Source organism: Herbaspirillum sp. GW822-FHT03A08 (genome assembly GCF_058801885.1).
Window position 1 is genome coordinate 103,605 of sequence record NZ_JBXANR010000004.1, and the last position, 18,885, is coordinate 122,489.

The window sequence follows — 18,885 nt, forward strand, 5'->3', positions numbered from 1 at the left end:
AGTTGACCCGCGAACCGTGTCATGCGTGCTGCTTCAACGCCCATTCGACATGTTCGCGCACCAGTTCGGAGGGATGCGACAAACGCGCCTGCAGGGCGCTCACGATCTGCGGATCGCCCTTGTGCGTGCGCGCGGCATTGCCGAGTCCGACCGCCATATTGCGCAGCCAGCGCTCGTGCCCGATACGGCGGATGGCGCTGCCCTCGGTGTTGCGGTTGAAGTCGTCTTCGCTCCAGTTCAGCAGCTCGATCAGCGAGGCGCTGCCGAGGCCGTGGCGCGCATCGAAGTCGGGCAAGGTCGAGGTCTGTGCAAATTTGTTCCACGGGCAGTACAGCTGGCAGTCGTCGCAGCCGTAGACGCGATTTCCGATCAGGCTGCGCAGCTCCACCGGGATGCTGCCCTTGAGTTCGATGGTGAGGTAGGAAATGCAACGGCGCGCATCAAGCTCGTAAGGCGCGACGATGGCCTGGGTCGGGCAGACGTCGATGCAGCTGCTGCACTGGCCGCAATGCGGCGTCACCGGATCATCGACCGGCAATGCGAGGTCGGTGAACAATTCGCCGAGAAAAAACATGGATCCGGCTTCGCGGTTGAGCAGCAAGGTGTGCTTGCCGCGCCAGCCGAGGCCGGATTTTTCCGCCAGCGCGACTTCCATCACGGGTGCAGAGTCGGTGAAGACGCGGTAGCCGAAGCTGCCGATTTCGTTTTCGATGCGGCCGGCGAGTTGCTGCAGGCGTGCACGCAACACCTTGTGATAATCGCGGCCGCGGGCGTACAGCGAGACCACGGCAGCGCTGCCGTCGGCGCCGCGCGCTTCCTCGTGTTCTCTCCAGTCCGATGCGGTCGCGCGTGGCAGATAAGGCATGCGCGCGGTGATCACGCGCACCGTGCCCGGCACCAATTCCGCAGGACGGGCGCGCTTCATGCCGTGGCTTGCCATATAATCCATCTCGCCGTGGTAGCCCTTGTCGAGCCACGCCTGAAAACCGGCTTCCCGATGCGACAAATCGACGTCGGCAATGCGCAGGTCGGCGAACCCGAGTTCGCGGCCCCAGGCTTTGATGGTGTCGGCAAGTGCTACTAAATCGGTCATCGCATCACAGTCGTTACATCGTTTCAAACAAGAATTCTTACAGCCTTCTCAGCTACCTATGTCGCCTTATCACACCCATTTGCAGGACGAAGCCGGCACCGCCGCGCTGGGCGCCGCACTGGCGCATGTGCTGGAGCCGGGCATGGCGATCTACCTGCATGGCGACCTCGGCGCCGGCAAGACCGCCCTCACACGCGCGCTGCTGCATGCCGCCGGCTACGAAGGCCGGGTCAAAAGTCCGACTTACACGCTGGCCGAGCCCTATCCGGTCAAGCTCGCAGACCGCATGGTAACCGTTATCCACTTCGACCTCTACCGCATGGCCAGTCCGGAAGAGTTCCTGGAGGCGGGTTTTCGTGAACATTTCAACGAAAACAGCATCTGCATCATCGAATGGCCGGAAAAAGGCGAGCCAGTGTTGCCCGCCCCCGACATCAATATCTCGCTAACGGTTGCAGGACACGGACGTGATGTAGAATTACGAGCGTTGTCTGACAAGGGTCATCAATGCCTCGCTCGACTGAAATTCGCACCAAATCTCTGAAATCCAAGACTCGCCGCACCATCCTGAAGGCAGGCGGCACGCTCCTCGTCTCTGTATTGACTCCCATGCCGGCGCTGGCATCGCAAATTCTGGCGGTGCGCGTATGGCCGTCCGACGACTATACCCGTGTCACGCTGGAGAATGACAGCAACCTCAAGGTCACCCATTTCGTCGTCAAGAATCCGGAACGCCTGGTGGTCGATATCGAAGGTATCGACCTGAATTCGACGCTGAAAGACCTGGTCGCCAAGATCCAGCCCAACGATCCCTACATCAAGCAAGTCCGCGTCGGCCAGAACCGCCCCAGCGTGGTGCGCCTGGTGTTCGACCTCAAGGACGAAATCAAGCCACAGGTGTTCACGCTGGAACCGGTCGGCGAGTACAAATACCGCTTCGTCATCGATCTGTATCCTGCCAACCCGCCCGATCCGATCGCCGCACTGATCCAGAAGGGCAACTGGCCCAAGGATCAGCAGACCGAGATCAAGCCGCCGCTGGCAGAAGCCAAGCCGGACGCCAAACCCACACCACAGATGCAAGCACAGGATGACGATCCGCCGCAGGTCGCCAAGGCCAGGCCGCAGGACGACAAGCTGCAACTCACGCGCATGATCACCATCGCGCTCGACCCCGGCCATGGCGGCGAAGATCCCGGCGCCATCGGCAGCCGCGGCAACCGCGAAAAAGACGTGGTGCTGTCGATCGCCAAGCGCCTCAAGAAAAAAATCGAAGAACAGCCGAACATGCGCGTCATGCTCACCCGCGACGCCGACTTCTTCGTGCCGCTGGGCATGCGGGTGCAAAAGGCGCGCAAGGTGCAGGCCGACCTGTTCATCTCGATCCATGCCGACGCTTTCGTGCAACCGACCGCGCGCGGATCGTCAGTGTTCGCCCTGTCCGAAAAAGGCGCCAGCTCGACCGCTGCGCGCTGGCTCGCCAACAAGGAAAACGCCGCGGACATGATCGGCGGCGTCAACATCAAGACCCACGACAAGCAATTGGCGAGCGTCTTGCTGGACTTGTCGACCACCGCCCAGATCAACGACAGCCTGCGCATCGGCAACGCCGTGCTCAGGGAAATCGGCGGCATCAACAAGCTCCACAAGGGCGCAGTCGAACAAGCCGGCTTTGCGGTGCTGAAGGCGCCGGACATTCCGAGCATCCTGATCGAGACGGCTTTCATCTCCAATCCGGAGGAAGAAGCCAAACTTACCGACAACAGTTATCAGGATGACATGGCCGACGCCATCATGACCGGCATCAAGAAGTACTTCTCCAAGAATCCGCCACTGGCAAAGAACAAGCTGACCTGATCCCGGTCAGTGACGACACGCTCCCGAACTCCCGATGCTGCGCCATCGGGAGTTTTGTTTTGGGCCTGCCCTTGCACTCAAATATTTCTTCCACGCAATCGATCTGGAACGGTTTGGCGCACTTAGCGCAAACAGATCGGCATAAGCACGTCATTTCCCTGCATGGCTGACCCGGGCGGTAATCGTATGATGGTTGCAGCACTGCTTACCCGGTCTTGATTACGCAGTCCTGATCACGCTTCAACAGCGCTATTTATTTGCTTCTTGCCCTTCCATGAACAATGATGGAAGAGCAGCCACGCGCTCGCAGCATCGCCTTTTGCTCAAAATTTTCATCACGTCGCAGCCGCATTGCCCGGCAGTACCGCCCGATTCTTTTTAAACAGCAACATTGTCATTGCATGTTTTGCAGATGGGAGAAACACGTGAAGATTGCCAACATTACGATCAGCAGCCGCCTCTGGCTCGGCTTCGGCCTGCTGACGCTGCTGATGGTCGCCATGGCCGTAGTCGGAATCAACCGGCTGTCGCAACTCAACCGCCAGATGAACGACGTCATTCACGACAAATATCCCAAGACCGTGATGGCGGGCGACATCATTGATCAGATCAATCTGGTCGCGCGCTCGGTGCGCAACATCCTGCTGCTGAAAGATGCCCAGCAAATCAAGAGCGAAAGCGACCGCATCGTCGGCGCCGAAAAAGCCATCCAGAATCAACTGGCCGAGCTCGACAAGCGCCTGACCGACGACCAGAGCCGCACGTTGCTGGCCAATCTGCTGGTCACGCAAAAGAACTATCTGGAAAAACGCGACCAGGTACTCAAGCTGGTCGCCCAAGGCACCAAGGAAGGCGCGATCGATCTGCTCATCAGCGATGTGCGCCCGGTGCAGAGTGCGTACATGGGCGCGGTCGACAAATTAATCAAACAACAACATGAGATGATGCAGGCCTCCGGTGAAGAGGTTGACCGCAATTATCAGCACGCCAGCCGTATGCTGATGGCGCTGGCGGCGATCGGCCTGGCGATGTCCGGTTTCATTGCTTTCACGATTACGCGCAGCATCACCAGGCCGCTCAATCGCGCCGTCGCTGTCGCCAGGACGGTTGCCGCCGGCGACCTGACGTCGGATATCGACACCAGCGGCAAGGACGAGACCGCGCAACTGCTGGGCGCGCTCAAGACCATGAACGACAACCTGCAAGGCATCGTGCGCCAGGTACGGCGCGGCACCGACACCATCGCCACCGCAACGACGGAAATCGCCAGCGGCAATCTCGACCTCTCTTCGCGCACCGAGCAGCAAGCCGGTTCGCTGGAAGAAACCGCCTCCGCCATGGAGCAACTCACCTCCACCGTGCGCCAGAACGCCGACAACGCGCGCCAGGCCAACCAGCTGGCGGTGTCCGCATCCGAAGTCGCCATGCAGGGCGGCAGCGTGGTAGGCAAAGTCGTCCACACCATGGAATCGATCAATGAATCATCGAAGAAGATTGTCGACATCATCAGCGTGATCGACGGCATTGCCTTTCAGACCAATATCCTCGCGCTGAACGCCGCAGTGGAAGCCGCCCGCGCCGGTGAGCAGGGACGCGGCTTTGCCGTGGTGGCCTCGGAAGTGCGCAACCTGGCGCAACGCAGCGCCTCCGCCGCCAAGGAAATCAAAGCCCTGATCAACGACTCCGTCGAGAAGGTCGGCAACGGCAGCAAGCTGGTCGAGCAAGCCGGCAACACGATGGAAGAAGTGGTCACCAGCGTGCGGCGCGTCACCGATATCGTCGGCGAGATCACTTCCGCAGGACAGGAGCAAAGCGACGGTATCGAGCAGATCAATCACGCCATCACCCAGATGGACGAGACCACGCAGCAAAACGCTGCTCTGGTTGAACAGGCCGCTGCGGCGGCGCAGTCATTGCAGGATCAGGCCAGCCATCTGGCGCAGGTGGTCGGCGTCTTCAAGCTGGATGAACGCGAGGCGATCGGCGAACCGCCTGCTGCGGCACATGCGGGACACTCGGCGCGCCCTGCACGCAACATCACGCCGCGGCCGCCATCAGTGAGCATGACACCGGCCAGGAAGCTGGAAGCCAGGAAGACGAGTACACCCGGCAACGCAGATGCGCACTGGGAAGAGTTTTAAAAAAACGGGAGAAGCGGCAAGGAGAAGCCCGGCAACGGGCTTATTTGCGTCGGCCGAACTTGCGATAGAACTGCCACAAGCCGCCCAGGATGATCGGCAAGATGGCGGCGGCGATGCCGATCAGCACCAGCGTGTTGAGATTCTGGCGCACCCATGGCAGGTTGCCGAACAAGTAGCCGAACACCACCAGCCCGACCACCCAGAGCAAGGCGCCGATGATGTTGAAGAACTGGAATTTGATGAAAGTCATTTCCGAAACGCCGGCGATGAATGGCGCAAAGGTTCGGACGATGGGCGTGAAGCGCGCCAGGATGATGGTTTTGCCGCCGTGTTTTTCGTAAAAGGAATGGGTTTTGGCCAGCGCTTCGGGGTTGAGCCAACGGTATTTGTTGGTAAACACCTTGTGCCCGATCGCACTGCCAATCCAATAGTTGAGCGTGTTGCCGGTGACGGCGGCAACCACCAGCAGGAACATCAGCAACCAGATATTCATCGCGCCGGTGGCGCAGAAAGTGCCGGCAATGAACAGCAGGGAATCGCCCGGCAGAAACGGCAGGACCACAAGGCCGGTTTCGCAAAAGATAATCAGAAACAGCACTACATAAATCATCGTGCCGTATTGCTCTATCAGGATGCCGAGGGACTTGTCGACGTGCAACAGCACGTCCAGTAACTGCAAGTAATCCATACACTCATTTCATTGATCGCGGCCAACGCGGGAAAGCCCCTATCACCGACTGTTGCCGACTTATTCATTACGCTTAGTTGCCTTAGTTGCTCTTCCATGCTGCGCCGGAATCATACACTACTCACCCTTTCGCCTTGCCATCAGCATCAAAGCAAATGCCAACGGAAGAGAATGACGGGAAAAGCGCGACGTTTCAAGTGAAAAAAATGCCATAAAACTTATTTGTATCCGATGCTCAAGTACAAGAGTGTTCTTTCCGATAACGTCTGATATGCCCACTGTTCACACCCCCGCAAAAGTGACAGGCGCATATACATAAAAAGGGAGATTCAAATGCGCATCACAAATCTGAAAATCGGCGTCCGCCTGGGCGCCGGCTTCGCCATTCTCGTGGCACTGCTTATCGTCACTGGTTTCGTGGGCGGCAACCGTTTATCCATTTTGAACCAGCAGATGTCCGTAGTGGTCAACCAGACCTATCCGAAAACGATCTACGCCAGCGACATCATCAACCAGGAAAACCTGATCATCCGCGCCACGCGCAATCTCCTGCTGATGACGGATCCTGCACAAATCAAGCTGCAAAATGATCTGATCCCCGTGGCGATAAAAACTGTCGCTACCGACATGGACAAGCTGGACAAGACCATCAAATCCGAAAAAGGCCGTGCACTGTTCACAGAAATACAGCGCGCCCGTGCGGAATATGCGGCCTCCAGCGATCAGGTGCTCAAAAGCATCGCTGCCGGCGACAAGGAAAAAGCACTGACGCAACTCTTCACCGGCGGCACGTTTGACCTCCAGCAAAAATACCTGAAGTCACTCAATGAGCTGAACAAATACCAGGATAAGCTGATGCAGGATGCCGCCGTCAGTGTTGAACAAGAATACGCCAGCGCCCGCAATCTGATTATCGTATTGACCACGATTGCCATCGTGCTCGCTTGCGGCATTGCTTACGTCACTACACGCAGCATCACACAGCCGCTCAATCGCGCCGTCAACCTGGCGGAGACAGTGGCTGCAGGCGATCTGACTTCGCGCATCGACAGCAGCAGCAAAGATGAAACCGGCAAGCTGCTCACCGCGCTCAAGACCATGAACGCCCGTCTGCAGCAAATCGTCGGAGAGGTGCGCGTCAGCACCGACACCATCGCCACCGCCTCCGGTGAAATCGCAACCGGCAACCTCGACCTCTCGTCGCGCACCGAACAGCAAGCCAGCTCGCTGGAGGAAACCGCCTCCGCCATGGAAGAGCTGACCTCCACCGTCAAGCAAAATGCCGACAACGCGCGCCAGGCCAATCAACTGGCGGCATCGGCCTCGACGGTCGCCGTCGAAGGCGGCAGCGTCGTCGGCCAGGTAGTCAACACCATGGAATCGATCAACGAATCGTCCAAAAAAATTGTCGATATCATCAGCGTGATCGATGGCATCGCCTTCCAGACCAACATTCTGGCGCTGAACGCCGCAGTGGAAGCAGCGCGTGCCGGAGAACAGGGCCGCGGTTTTGCCGTGGTCGCATCGGAAGTGCGCAGCCTGGCGCAGCGTTCGGCGGCGGCAGCCAAAGAGATCAAGACCCTCATCGACGATTCGGTGGAAAAAGTCGGGCAAGGCAGCAAGCTGGTCGCGCAAGCCGGCGTCACCATGGATGAAGTGGTCGCCAGCGTCAAACGCGTGACTGACGTGATGGGCGAAATCACCGCCGCCAGCCAGGAGCAAAGCGATGGCATCGAACAAGTGAATCAAGCCATCACGCAGATGGATCAGACCACGCAACAGAACGCCGCCTTGGTGGAACAGGCCGCCGCTGCCGCACAGTCTTTACAGGATCAGGCAGGTCGCCTGACCCAGGCCGTAAGCGTGTTCAAGATTTCCAGCGCCGACATGGGAAGTGCAGCCGCGTCTGCACCGGTACGCAAGCCGATGGCGCCAAGGCCCGTGGCTGCTGAATCCAGACCGCCGGTCATTGCCGCAAGGAAAGCCGATGTAACTGCCGTCCCTGCCAAAGTCGCCAGCCGGGCCATTGCCGCGCCGAAGGCGGATGGCGACGATCAGTGGGAACAGTTCTGAAGCAAAGAAAAAAATTGCCGTTAATTGTCGTAACGTAGTCGCACCGGGCTGCCACAAGAATTAAAAGCGGCATATCATCGTTACCGTGCAGGGGAATTGCGCGTACCGATGCAGTCACACAAGCAGTCCGCAACTAAGGGAACAGGCGAGGGAACAGTCCATGATGATGGATGGCGAGCACATCAGCCAGGAACTCCAGGAATGCCGTGCCTCTCTGGAGGAAAAAGAGGCGCTGCTGGCAGCGTTTTCTCGCTCCATGGCGATTCTGGAACTCGCGCCTGACGGCACCATCCTGAGCGCCAACGACAACTTCCTGACCCTGATGGCGTACCGGCGAGGCGACATCGTCGGCCACCATCACCGCATGCTGTGCAATCCCGAGTACGCCAAATCCCCCGAATACGCCGAATTCTGGCGCCGCCTGCATGCCGGCGAGGTGGTGGCCGGCACGCTGCAGCGCATGCGCAGCGACGGCTCGCGGCTGTGGCTGGAAGCGACCTGCAATCCCGTCTTCGACGCCGAGGGAAAACTGCAGCACGTGGTTTCCATTGCCGCCGACATCACCGCGCACGTCGACGACTCGCAGGAAAATCACAGCGTCCTGCGCGCCCTCAACCGCTCGCTCGGGGTGATCGAGTTTTCCGCCGATGGCATCATCGTTGGCGCCAACAGCAACTACCTGAAGACGATGGGCTATCTGCCCGAAGAAATTGTCGGCAAGCACCACGGATTTTTGTGCGAACCGGAATATGTCGCCAGCCAGGAATACGAAAACTTCTGGCGCGACGTCAATCAGGGACGCTTCTTCTCGGGACGCTTCAAGCGCATTTCTCGGGACGGCCGTCCGATCTGGTGGGAAGCGACTTATACGCCGGTGCTGGACGTCGACGGCCTGCCGATCAAGATCATCAGCATCGGCTCCGACGTGTCCTATCGCATGGTGCGCGAGCAGCGTGATCGCGAATATCAGCATCTGCTGTCGCTGGGCATCAACGAAACCGACAACGCGGTCTTCATCACCAACGACACCAACTACATCGTTTTTCACAATACCGGGTTCAGCCGCATGCTCGGCTTCGCCGCCGACGAAGTCATCGGCAAGCGGCCGCGCGAATTGTTCGAGGGACAAACTGCGATCCTGAAACTGATCGACGACTGCTATGCCGTCATTGCGCAAGGCAACAGTTTCCACGGTGAAGAGATGATGGTCGACAAACAGGGACATCCGCTGTGGGTGTCGACCGTGGTCAATCCCATCCTCGACGGCGACGGCAAACTGATCAACGCCGTCTGCATCCTGACCGACATCACCAACACCAAGATGCACGAGGTGCTGCAGTACAAGGCGCTCAACGCCATGGTGCGCGAGGCCAGCCTGCAGGAAGTGCTAACCATGGTGTGCCTGGAACTGGAACACATCGCGCCCGACATCATCGCGTCGGTGCTGCGCGTCGACGAGCACGGCTTGCTGCATCCGATCGCCGGGCCGCGTTTGCCGGAAGCCTACAACCAGGCGATCGAAGGCGTACCGATCGGCCCTTGCGTCGGCTCTTGCGGCACCGCCGCTTTCCGCGCCGAGCCGGTGGAAGTGGTCGACATCGCCAATGATCCGCTGTGGGCCGATTTCAAACACCTGGTGCTGCCGATGGGCCTGGAGTCGTGCTGGTCGACGCCAATCAAATCGGCCGACGGCCGCGTCATCGGCACGCTGGCCTTCTACTATCACGGCAAACGAAAAGCCGATGCCTTCCACCACCGCCTGGTCGACGTCAGCCTGCACTTATGCGCGCTGGCGCTGGAGCGTGAAGAGACCCGTTCGCGCATCCATCAGCTGGCGTTCTACGATTCGCTGACCGGCTTGCCCAATCGCAGCCTGCTCATGGTGAAAGCCAATCAGGCCATCGCCAATGCGGCGCGCACCAGGATTCCGCTGGCGGTGCTGTTCATCGATCTGGACCGCTTCAAGCAGATCAACGATTCACTCGGTCACCAGGCCGGCGACGAATTGCTGCGCACGGTCGCCGCGCGCTTGCAGATTGAGGCACGCAAGTCGGATATCGTCGGCCGCCTGTCCGGCGACGAGTTCGTCATCGTGCTGGCGCAATGCGATCTGAACCGCGTCACCGACGTTGTCAAACGCATCCAGGCCAACCTGTCGCTGCCCTGCCATATCGCCGGCGTGGCATTGACGCCCCTGGCCAGTATCGGCATCGCGCTGTTTCCGGACAATGGCGACACCATCGAGATCCTGTTGCATCGCGCCGACATGGCGATGTACCAGACCAAGGAAAAGAATCGCGGCCGCTTCAGCTTCTTCAGCGATGAAATGAATACCCAGGCGCAGGAACGGCTGGCGCTGGAAGGCGCCTTGCGCGATGCCTTGCGCGGCGGCGATTTCGAGCTGCACTACCAGCCGCAGGTCGATGTCCGCACCGGCCTGCTGCACGGTGTGGAGGCGCTGGCGCGCTGGCATCACGATCAACTGGGCCAGGTCTCGCCGGCGCGTTTCATTCCGATTGCGGAAGAATGCGGGCTGATCGGCGAACTGGGCAAGTGGGCGCTGGAAGAGGCGTGTTCACAACTGAGCGACTGGCGCCGGCGCGGCGTCAACGTGCCGTCGATCTCGGTCAACCTGTCGTCGACCAACTTCCATGATCTCGACCTGCCGCAATTCATCTCCGGATTGCTGCAACGCTACGAGCTGTCGCCCGGCGACCTGACACTGGAAATCACCGAGACGGTGATGATGGATACCAACCCGAGCACCACCCGTACCATTCACGAAATCCATGCCCAGGGCGTCAAGCTGGCGATGGACGACTTCGGCACCGGCTATTCCAGTCTCGGTTATCTGCGCAATCTGCCGGTGTCCGAGCTGAAACTGGATCAAAGCTTCGTGCGCGACATGAACCGCGACGAAACCGTGCTGGCGCTGACCAATGCGGTCATCCGCATCGGCGAAAGCCTCAAGCTGACGGTCGTCGCCGAAGGCGTGGAAGACAAGGCGCAATACCAACTGCTCAAACAGCAAGGCTGCGACGTTGCTCAGGGCTACCTGTTTTCACGGCCGATGCTGTCCGAGATTTTTGAGCATTGGCTGAAGAATTTCAAGATCGACAACTTTCTCTGAGAAGTTTTATCAAGGAAACAATTTTCCGTAGCATTGTTGCATCGCTTTTAAAGGTATTACCAGAAAAAGTGGTTCATAAACAACCAGTTACGTGAAATATTTCGCTCAATGAAACCAGTTTGAGGGGGATTTTAGCTATACTTGCTCCCCTTCAAACCCAAGCTTCACATCATTGCCGCGCACGCGCAAACGTTTGCAATTTCTTTGCAACAACGTCACAGAACACGTTTGCTCGCGGTATCCGGCGTCTTCGCGCCTAACAAAAAGAACACCACACTATGCAAACTTCTGCCTTCCATTACCGGAGCTGGGCTGTCGGCACCAAGCTCACCTCTCTCACCCTCGCGCTGGTGGGAGCATTGTTCATCGCGGCCATGCTGTTGATCAGCTATGCCACCTCCACCGTGCTGGAGCATCGATCGATGAACCAGATCGCCGGCGAGACGCGCGGCGTGGTCAACATGGTCGACATGTTCGACCGCTCGGTGAACAGCCAGGTGGAGCGCTTCTCCAACATGTTTGCAAAAACCTTCCCGGAACCATTTTCGCTCGACACTAGCCGCACCATCCAGATCGGCGACAAGGCAACGCCGGTGCTGCGCAACGGCAACACCGATCTCAACCTGGACTTTGCCATTCCTGACCGCTTCACCGCGCAGACCGGCGTCACGGCGACCATTTTCGCCAAGACCGGCGACGATTTCGTACGCGTCTCGACTTCCGTGAAAAAGGAAAACGGCGATCGCGCCGTCGGCACGCTGCTCGACAGAACGCATCCCGGCTACGCAGCGCTGCTGGCCGACAAATCCTATAGCGGCATCGCCACGCTGTTCGGCAAGCAATACATCACCAAATACACACCGATCAAAGACGCCGCCGGCCAACTGATCGGCGTGCTGTACGTGGGCGTCGATATCTCCGGCGACATTGCAGCGCTGACTACCAAGATCAAGGCGCTCAAGGTCGGCGAGACCGGTTACTTCTATGTGATCAATGCCAAGCCGGGCAATGACTACGGCAAGCTGATCGCCGGCCCGAAAGATGAGGGCAAGAATCTGCTCGGCCTGAAAGACGTCAACGGCAAAGAGTTCATCAAGGATATGCTGACGCAGAAGGAAGGCGTCATGCGCTATATGTGGGACAACCCGGATACCGCCGGCCACGCAGGCGAAGACAAGATCGTCGCCTTCAGCCAGTTCCCGAGCTGGAACTGGGTCATCGCCGGCGAAACTTATGCTGCCGAAGTGACTAATGAAATCGCCGCTATGCGCAACCGTTTCATGCTGTTCGGCGCAATTTTTTTGCTGCTGGTGGGCGCCGTGCTGGTGATCGTCATCAGGCAAGTCGTGACCCGTCCGCTGGCGCGTGCCCGCGAAGCCGCCGACAAGCTGGCCGGCGGCGACCTCACTGCGCGTCTGCACGTCAACCAGCAGGATGAAATCGGCCAGCTCATGCTCGCCGTCAACGGCATCAGCGATGGCCTGGCGCACGTAGTTGCGGATGTCCGCCAGGGCACCGAGCAGATCACCACCGCGTCGACCGAAATCGCCAGCGGCAATCTCGACCTGTCTTCGCGCACCGAACAGCAGGCCGGCTCGCTGGAAGAAACCGCTTCCGCGATGGAAGAACTGACCTCGACCGTCAAGCAAAATGCCGACAACGCGCAGCAGGCGAATCAGCTGGCGCAGTCCGCCTCCGAAGTCGCCTCGCAAGGCGGCGCAGTGGTCGGCCAGGTGATCGACACCATGGGCTCGATCAACGATTCGTCGAAGAAAATTGTCGACATCATCAGCGTGATTGACGGCATCGCTTTCCAGACCAACATCCTGGCGCTGAACGCAGCAGTGGAAGCCGCCCGCGCCGGCGAACAGGGCCGCGGCTTTGCCGTGGTCGCGTCGGAAGTGCGCAGCCTGGCGCAACGCTCCGCCGCTGCCGCCAAGGAAATCAAGATCCTCATCGATGATTCCGTCGACAAGGTTGAGGCCGGCAGCAAGCTGGTCGAACAGGCCGGCGCCACCATGACCGAAGTCGTCGCCAGCGTACGCCGCGTGACCGACATCGTCGGTGAGATCAGCTCGGCCAGCCAGGAACAGCGCGACGGCATCGAGCAAGTCAATCACGCCATCACGCAGATGGAACAAACCACGCAGCAAAATGCCGCGCTGGTGGAAGAAGCCGCCGCTGCCGCCCAGTCGCTGCAAGACCAGGCGCACAAGCTGACGGCATCGGTCAGCACCTTCAAGCTGGACGAAACGCATGCAATGTCATTCACGACTGCGGCTGCACCGTTGCGCACAATGACCGTCAAGCCGACCGCTGCGATCAAACCTGCCGCAGCGGCAACCAAACTGCCCGCAACTAAGAAGGCTTTGCCATCGCCTGACAAGGACAGCGACTGGGAACAGTTCTGACATAGCCGTGCCGCCGGCCGGACAGGAAATCCCTGACCCGGCTGGCGGTATAATCGCAAGATGAACGCACCCGATCGCCCCACCCGCCCTCTTCGTCCCATCCAGGCCCTGCCCGACCAGCTGATCTCGCAGATCGCTGCGGGCGAGGTTATCGAACGCCCCTCCGCCGTCGTCAAGGAATTGCTCGAGAACGCGCTCGATGCCGGCGCGACGCAAATCACCGTGCGTCTGGAACAAGGCGGCGTCAAGCGCATCGCCATTACCGACAACGGCCGCGGCATTCCGCCCGAGCAGATGCCGCTGGCGCTGGCGCGTCATGCAACGTCCAAAATCGCCTCTCTGACTGATCTGGAAAATGTCGGCACGCTCGGTTTCCGTGGCGAAGCACTGGCGTCGATTGCATCGGTCGCACAACTGACGCTGACCACGCGCACCGCCGATGCGGCGCATGCGTGGGAGATCACCGGCTCGCAGGAAGGCAACGTCGTCCCGGCTTCCGGCGCGCCCGGCACCACCATCGACGTGCAGGATCTGTATTTCAATACGCCTGCACGCCGCAAGTTTCTGAAGTCGGAACAAACCGAATACGGCCACTGCGCCGAAGTCGTGCGCCGCATTGCACTGGCGCGTCCCGACGTCACCTTCTCGCTGACGCACAACGGCAAGACCGTCGATCACTGGAACATCGGTGAGTTTGCCAAACGCAGCGCGCACATTCTCGGCGATGAGTTCGCCAACGCGCGCCTGCCGGTTGACGAAAGCGCAGGCCCTTTGCGCATCCACGGTTTCATCGGTTTACCGACCGCCTCCAAGGCACGTGCCGATGGCCAGTATTTCTACGTCAACGGCCGTTTCGTACGCGACAAGCTGCTGGTGCATGCCGTGCGCGCCGCCTATCAGGACGTGCTGCACGGCGACCGCTACCCGTCTTACGCACTGGCGCTGGATCTGGATCCGGCGCTGGTCGACGTCAATGTGCATCCGTCCAAGATCGAAGTGCGCTTCCGCGACAGCCGCAGCGTGCATCAATTCGTCTTCCACGCCGTCAGCCGCGCGCTGGCTGCAACCTCGGCAACGTCATTCGGCAATGCGCCGGCGCCGCAAGCAGCCGGCAACGGCCCGCTGCCGTGGATGCGCGATCAAGCCCAACAACCGTATCAGCAGCCTCAGCATCAGGCAGAGTTCGGCGCGCAGCTGCGCCCGAATTTCTCCACCGGCGGTTTTGGCGTTGCACAGAACACAGCCGACTATGGCGCGATGTTCCGCCCCGGCGTGCAAACCAATCTGGACATGGCCTCCCCCGCGGGCAGTGAAACAACAGCCGGCGCATTCACCATGCCCATCTCCGCCAATACGCAAAGCCTGCCGGCGGACGACTTCCCGCTCGGTTTCGCGCTGGCGCAATTGCATGGCATCTATGTGCTCGCGCAAAACAGCAAGGGCCTGGTCGTGGTCGACATGCACGCCGCGCATGAACGCATCCTTTACGAGCAGTTGAAGAACGCGCTCGACGACAACAGCATGTTCGTGCAGCCGCTGCTGATTCCGGTAACTTTCTACGCCGACGCCGTCGAAGTCGGTACGGCGGAGGAACATCAGGAGACCTTGAGCGCGCTCGGCTTCGACATCGCCGCGATGTCGCCCACCACGCTGGCAGTGCGCGCCGTCCCTGCGCTGCTCAAGAACGCTGACGCCCAGACGCTGGCGCGCGATGTGCTGCGCGACGTGCGCGAATTCGGCGGCTCGCGCGTGCTGCTGGAGCGCCGCAATGAACTGCTCGGGACACTGGCCTGCCACACCGCCGTGCGCGCCAACCGCAGCCTGACCGTACCGGAAATGAATGCGCTGCTGCGCCAGATGGAAGCTACGGAACGGGCCGACCAATGCAACCACGGCCGCCCGACCTGGAGCCAGCTGGCCTTGTCCGATCTGGACAAACTCTTCCTGCGCGGTCAATAAGATGGCGGCAGCATCCGAAGTAACTGCCGCGCCGCTGGCAGTCGCCATCATGGGCCCCACCGCCTCCGGCAAGACCGCGGCGGCGCTGGAAATCGCCAGGCATATTCCCTGCGAAATCATCTCGGTGGACTCGGCGCTGGTGTATCGCGACATGGACATCGGCACCGCCAAGCCGAACGCTGAAGAACTCGCCAGCGTGCCGCATCATCTGATCGACATCCTCGATCCGACGGAATCGTATTCGGCGATGCAGTTCCGCAATGACGCCCTGCGCCTGACGCAAGACATCCGCGCGCGCGGCAAGCTGCCGTTGCTGGTGGGCGGCACCATGCTGTATTTCAAAGCCTTGCGCGATGGACTCGACGATTTGCCGGAAGCCGATCCCGGCGTGCGCGAACGCCTCGACGAAGAAGCCGCGCGCGACGGCGTGCCCGCGCAACACGCACGCCTGGCCACGCTCGATCCGGAAACCGCCGCCCGCCTCAAACCCAACGACAGCCAGCGCATCCAGCGCGCGCTGGAAATCATCGAACTGACCGGCAAGCCGATGTCGGCGCTGCTGGCGCAGAAAGAAACCGAAGCTCTGCCCTTCACACTGCTGCCGCTGGCGCTGGAACCCTCCGAGCGCGCTGTCCTGCACGAACGCATCGCGCGCCGCTTCGACCTGATGCTGGAAAATAACGGTTTGCTGGACGAAGTCCGCCGCCTGCGCGCGCGCGGCGACCTGCACCTCGGATTGCCGTCAATGCGCTGCGTCGGCTACCGCCAGGCCTGGGAATATCTCGACGGCCAGTACGATTACGCTGAAATGCGCGAACGCGGCATCATTGCCACCCGACAACTGGCCAAGCGCCAGATCACCTGGCTGCGCTCCACGCCGGGGCGGGTGGTGATCGACTGCAACGCGGCCGATGCCACCCAGATGGTGATGGAGCATGTCCGGAAGGCGCTGGAGGGCTGAAGTCTTCGGGTTTTACGAGAAATGCGCCCAAGAGACGCTCACTAGTGGCTTAAAAACGGCTTAAATTCTCTTGACAGACATGTGAGCGCCTAGCATAATTGCGGGCTTGCTTTTGGTGATATAGCTCAGTTGGTTAGAGCACAGCACTCATAATGCTGGGGTCGGTGGTTCAAATCCACCTATCACCACCAAAGACACTGTAAGCCGTTGATCCGAAAGGGTCAGCGGCTTTTTTGTTTTTTGCGGACGATTTATTGATTGCCCAGACCATGCCCATGCCTTGCCCGACTTGCAAGACATAAGGGACAATTCGCTGATGGGGCGCAATCAGATCGCCGTCTGGCCGCCAATAGACATTATCAACGGAGAAGCAATGGCTGGAGTCAGTATCAAGAAGATCATGAGCGCGAAGCTCGTCACCGTCGGTCTGGACGACAAGCTGGAAACCGTTAAAGAGATTTTCGACAATCTGAAATTCCACCATCTGCTGGCGGTGGAAGAGCACAAGCTGCTGGGCGTGGTTTCAGACCGCGACCTGTTCAAGGCGCTCAGCCCGCACATCGGCTCCGCAAGAGAAACGTATCGGGACGTCGCCAGCCTCAACAAGCGCGTACATCAGATCATGACGCGGCATCCCATCGTGCTGCAGGAAAGCGCCACGGTCGACGACGCGATACATCTGTTCAACACGCACAGCGTTTCCTGCCTGCCGGTCGTGGATCTGAGTTTCAGGCCGGTCGGCATCGTGAGCTGGCGCGATATTCTGAAAAACCTGCGCATTCATCCGACCGGCACATAAATCCTGCCAATTAAGCCAGCGCGGCTGCGTTCGGCACCACTGTCGCAAACCGATCCGCCAGCGCAGCCAACGCCGCGCGCTGCACTTCCGCCGCCGGCACCACGCCGTTGCCGAGCGCATCCGGCAAATCACGCGTCGCGCACGCCGCCGCCACGACCGTCGACACATAACCATGATCCAGCGCCGAACGCGTGGTGGCGCTGATGCACATGTGGGTGGCGAAGCCGGCGATGATCAATTCCTTTTTGCCGGCCTTCTTCAGTTCGGCATCGAGCGTGGTGTTGGCGAACGAATTAGGCAGCGCCTTGACGACGGTAACTTCGCCTTCCTGCGGTTGCAGGCCGTCGATGATATTAACGTATTCGCGTTGCGGATCGAACAATGCGGCGCCGGGCTTGGCGTGGTGAACCACGTGAATGACCGGTGCACCTGCGGCGCGGGCCTGTTTGAGCAATTGTGCAATCTCGCCGACAGCGGCGTCGATGCCGGCCAGCGGCACACCGCCGGCAGTGTATTCGGCCTGATGATCGATGAGGATCAGCGCCGCATCTTTCCATAACGGGGTACGCGGTGCGGCGCCGGCGATCTGCAGCAGGGTTTTCGGTGTGGACATGAGAAGACTCCTTATAAGGGCAAATGAAGTGATGTCATCGTAGATGGTTAAAATACGTACATCAATTCATAAAAACAGGCAGCCACCCGTGAATAAATTAACGCCCTTGCCGCAGTCCACCGCGCAGGCTCTGCCGGTCGACTGGGAAGGCTTGCGCACCTTTGCCGCCTTTGTCGAGTCGGGCAGCTTCTCCGGTGCTGCCCGCCATCTGGGGGTGACGCATGCCACCGTGAGCCGGCGCCTGCGGATGCTGGAGCAAGCCTTGCAAGGACCGCTCTTCACCCGGCGCGGCGACGACACCGAACTGACGCGCCTGGGTGAAACGGTGCTGGGCGCCGCCCGCGAGATGCAGGCGCAGACGGCGCAACTGGCGCGCAAGCTGGCCGGCGAAGATATCCGCATGGAGGGCAAGGTGCGTATCGCGAGTACCGACGCGCTGGCGACAATGTTTCTGGCGCCGCGCCTGCCGTCCTTGCTGGATCAATGGCCGAATCTGGACGTCGAGTTCAGCATGAGTCACCAGACCGTCAGCCTGGCGCGGCGCGATGCCGACCTGGCAATTCGCTTTGCCAGACCGCAGGATGGCGAGCTGATTGCCAGGCGGCTGGGCAAGATCAGCTACTTCCTGTGCGGCAGCAAGGCGCGCGTGGCCGACTGGCGCCGTGATCCCGCATCCGCAGCCTTCATCGGCTATGACGACGGCGTGCCGGAAATTCCGGAAACCCTGTGGCTGGCCGACCATGCAGGCAACAACCCGGTGCGCTTTCGCAGCACCAGTCTGGTGGCGCAGTGCGTAGCGGCGCGTGCGGGTGTCGGGTTGGCCTTGTTGCCGCAGTATCTGCTCGCGCCTGATCTGGAACTGGCCGAGGCCGCATCGCAGCTGCAACGCGAAATCTGGGTGGTCTATCACCGCGACCTGAAGGCCTTGCCGCGCCTGCGCGCTGTGCTGGACTGGCTGGAGAGCTGCTTTTCGGCTTAAACGCCCTCACTCACCCTTTTATTGCCGAAAGGACATTTTTCAGAGTGTTGCAGAACCTCGCTACGGCTGCTCCCGGCCCGGTCCCATAGGGCATCCGGTGCTATAATCGCGAACCTTGGAAGTGCATGGGACTACGATCCGCACTCGCCTTGCCCGCGCCGCAAAACAGCCGCCTTGCTGC

The 18,885-nt window shown here is 60.1% G+C and carries 13 protein-coding genes and 1 tRNA gene; 11 read left to right on the plus strand and 3 right to left on the minus strand.

The window, feature by feature from the left end:
* Positions 1-19 precede the first annotated feature (19 nt).
* Positions 20-1,093: a tRNA epoxyqueuosine(34) reductase QueG gene (gene queG / locus AC1RN6_RS13650; RefSeq protein WP_493005987.1), complete on the minus strand. Its 1,074-nt coding sequence runs from the start codon at positions 1,091-1,093 to the stop codon at positions 20-22.
* 58 nt (positions 1,094-1,151) lie between these two features.
* Between queG and tsaE the strand changes: the two genes are divergently transcribed.
* The 3 genes from tsaE to AC1RN6_RS13665 all read left to right on the plus strand — a co-directional run bounded on the left by tsaE (position 1,152) and on the right by AC1RN6_RS13665 (position 5,091).
* A complete protein-coding gene (gene tsaE / locus AC1RN6_RS13655; RefSeq protein WP_493005988.1) occupies positions 1,152-1,637 on the plus strand; it encodes a tRNA (adenosine(37)-N6)-threonylcarbamoyltransferase complex ATPase subunit type 1 TsaE in 486 nt (161 codons plus the stop codon).
* Positions 1,601-2,950: an N-acetylmuramoyl-L-alanine amidase gene (locus AC1RN6_RS13660; protein ID WP_493005989.1), complete on the plus strand. Its 1,350-nt coding sequence runs from the start codon at positions 1,601-1,603 to the stop codon at positions 2,948-2,950. Before tsaE ends, AC1RN6_RS13660 begins: the two co-directional genes overlap by 37 nt.
* Before the next feature lie 401 nt (positions 2,951-3,351).
* Positions 3,352-5,091, plus strand: a complete 1,740-nt coding sequence (locus AC1RN6_RS13665) for a methyl-accepting chemotaxis protein (protein WP_493005990.1) — start codon at positions 3,352-3,354, stop codon at positions 5,089-5,091.
* Positions 5,092-5,131: 40 nt separating this feature from the next.
* Here the strand turns inward: AC1RN6_RS13665 and AC1RN6_RS13670 are convergent, their stop codons facing one another.
* Positions 5,132-5,779: a VTT domain-containing protein gene (locus tag AC1RN6_RS13670; protein ID WP_493005991.1), complete on the minus strand. Its 648-nt coding sequence runs from the start codon at positions 5,777-5,779 to the stop codon at positions 5,132-5,134.
* Positions 5,780-6,112: 333 nt separating this feature from the next.
* Here AC1RN6_RS13670 and AC1RN6_RS13675 point away from each other — a divergent pair, with 333 nt between their 5' ends.
* From AC1RN6_RS13675 to AC1RN6_RS13705, 7 genes are all read left to right on the plus strand, one after another.
* On the plus strand, positions 6,113-7,852 hold the full coding sequence (locus tag AC1RN6_RS13675) for a methyl-accepting chemotaxis protein (protein WP_493005992.1): 1,740 nt from the start codon (positions 6,113-6,115) through the stop codon (positions 7,850-7,852).
* 163 nt (positions 7,853-8,015) lie between these two features.
* Positions 8,016-10,982, plus strand: coding sequence for a sensor domain-containing protein (locus tag AC1RN6_RS13680; RefSeq protein ID WP_493006448.1), 2,967 nt, complete (start codon positions 8,016-8,018; stop codon positions 10,980-10,982).
* Between the two features lie 278 nt (positions 10,983-11,260).
* The gene (locus tag AC1RN6_RS13685) at positions 11,261-13,393 is read left to right on the plus strand and encodes a methyl-accepting chemotaxis protein (RefSeq protein WP_493005993.1); all 2,133 of its coding nucleotides are present in this window, start codon (positions 11,261-11,263) and stop codon (positions 13,391-13,393) included.
* A 60-nt stretch (positions 13,394-13,453) separates the two neighbouring features.
* On the plus strand, positions 13,454-15,352 hold the full coding sequence (gene mutL, locus AC1RN6_RS13690; protein WP_493005994.1) for a DNA mismatch repair endonuclease MutL: 1,899 nt from the start codon (positions 13,454-13,456) through the stop codon (positions 15,350-15,352).
* A gap of 1 nt (position 15,353) precedes the next feature.
* The gene (gene miaA / locus AC1RN6_RS13695) at positions 15,354-16,313 is read left to right on the plus strand and encodes a tRNA (adenosine(37)-N6)-dimethylallyltransferase MiaA (RefSeq protein ID WP_493005995.1); all 960 of its coding nucleotides are present in this window, start codon (positions 15,354-15,356) and stop codon (positions 16,311-16,313) included.
* Between the two features lie 114 nt (positions 16,314-16,427).
* A tRNA-Met gene (locus AC1RN6_RS13700) sits at positions 16,428-16,504 on the plus strand.
* A gap of 182 nt (positions 16,505-16,686) precedes the next feature.
* On the plus strand, positions 16,687-17,112 hold the full coding sequence (locus tag AC1RN6_RS13705; RefSeq protein ID WP_493005996.1) for a CBS domain-containing protein: 426 nt from the start codon (positions 16,687-16,689) through the stop codon (positions 17,110-17,112).
* Between the two features lie 10 nt (positions 17,113-17,122).
* Here AC1RN6_RS13705 and AC1RN6_RS13710 read toward each other — a convergent pair whose 3' ends face one another.
* Positions 17,123-17,725, minus strand: a complete 603-nt coding sequence (locus tag AC1RN6_RS13710) for a cysteine hydrolase family protein (protein WP_493005997.1) — start codon at positions 17,723-17,725, stop codon at positions 17,123-17,125.
* Positions 17,726-17,813: 88 nt separating this feature from the next.
* On the opposite strand from AC1RN6_RS13710, the gene AC1RN6_RS13715 reads away from it, so the two are divergent.
* Positions 17,814-18,704: a LysR family transcriptional regulator gene (locus AC1RN6_RS13715; RefSeq protein WP_493005998.1), complete on the plus strand. Its 891-nt coding sequence runs from the start codon at positions 17,814-17,816 to the stop codon at positions 18,702-18,704.
* The last annotated feature ends 181 nt before the right edge of the window (positions 18,705-18,885 follow it).

Bases quoted from the DNA above. Each gene is read 5' to 3' on its own strand.
- queG (WP_493005987.1), bottom strand. From the start codon at position 1,093: ATGACCGATTTAGTAGCACTTGCCGACACCATCAAAGCCTGGGGCCGC.
- tsaE (WP_493005988.1), top strand. From the start codon at position 1,152: ATGTCGCCTTATCACACCCATTTGCAGGACGAAGCCGGCACCGCCGCG.
- AC1RN6_RS13660 (WP_493005989.1), top strand. From the start codon at position 1,601: ATGCCTCGCTCGACTGAAATTCGCACCAAATCTCTGAAATCCAAGACT.
- AC1RN6_RS13665 (WP_493005990.1), top strand. From the start codon at position 3,352: ATGTTTTGCAGATGGGAGAAACACGTGAAGATTGCCAACATTACGATC.
- AC1RN6_RS13670 (WP_493005991.1), bottom strand. From the start codon at position 5,779: ATGGATTACTTGCAGTTACTGGACGTGCTGTTGCACGTCGACAAGTCC.
- AC1RN6_RS13675 (WP_493005992.1), top strand. From the start codon at position 6,113: ATGCGCATCACAAATCTGAAAATCGGCGTCCGCCTGGGCGCCGGCTTC.
- AC1RN6_RS13680 (WP_493006448.1), top strand. From the start codon at position 8,016: ATGATGGATGGCGAGCACATCAGCCAGGAACTCCAGGAATGCCGTGCC.
- AC1RN6_RS13685 (WP_493005993.1), top strand. From the start codon at position 11,261: ATGCAAACTTCTGCCTTCCATTACCGGAGCTGGGCTGTCGGCACCAAG.
- mutL (WP_493005994.1), top strand. From the start codon at position 13,454: ATGAACGCACCCGATCGCCCCACCCGCCCTCTTCGTCCCATCCAGGCC.
- miaA (WP_493005995.1), top strand. From the start codon at position 15,354: ATGGCGGCAGCATCCGAAGTAACTGCCGCGCCGCTGGCAGTCGCCATC.
- AC1RN6_RS13705 (WP_493005996.1), top strand. From the start codon at position 16,687: ATGGCTGGAGTCAGTATCAAGAAGATCATGAGCGCGAAGCTCGTCACC.
- AC1RN6_RS13710 (WP_493005997.1), bottom strand. From the start codon at position 17,725: ATGTCCACACCGAAAACCCTGCTGCAGATCGCCGGCGCCGCACCGCGT.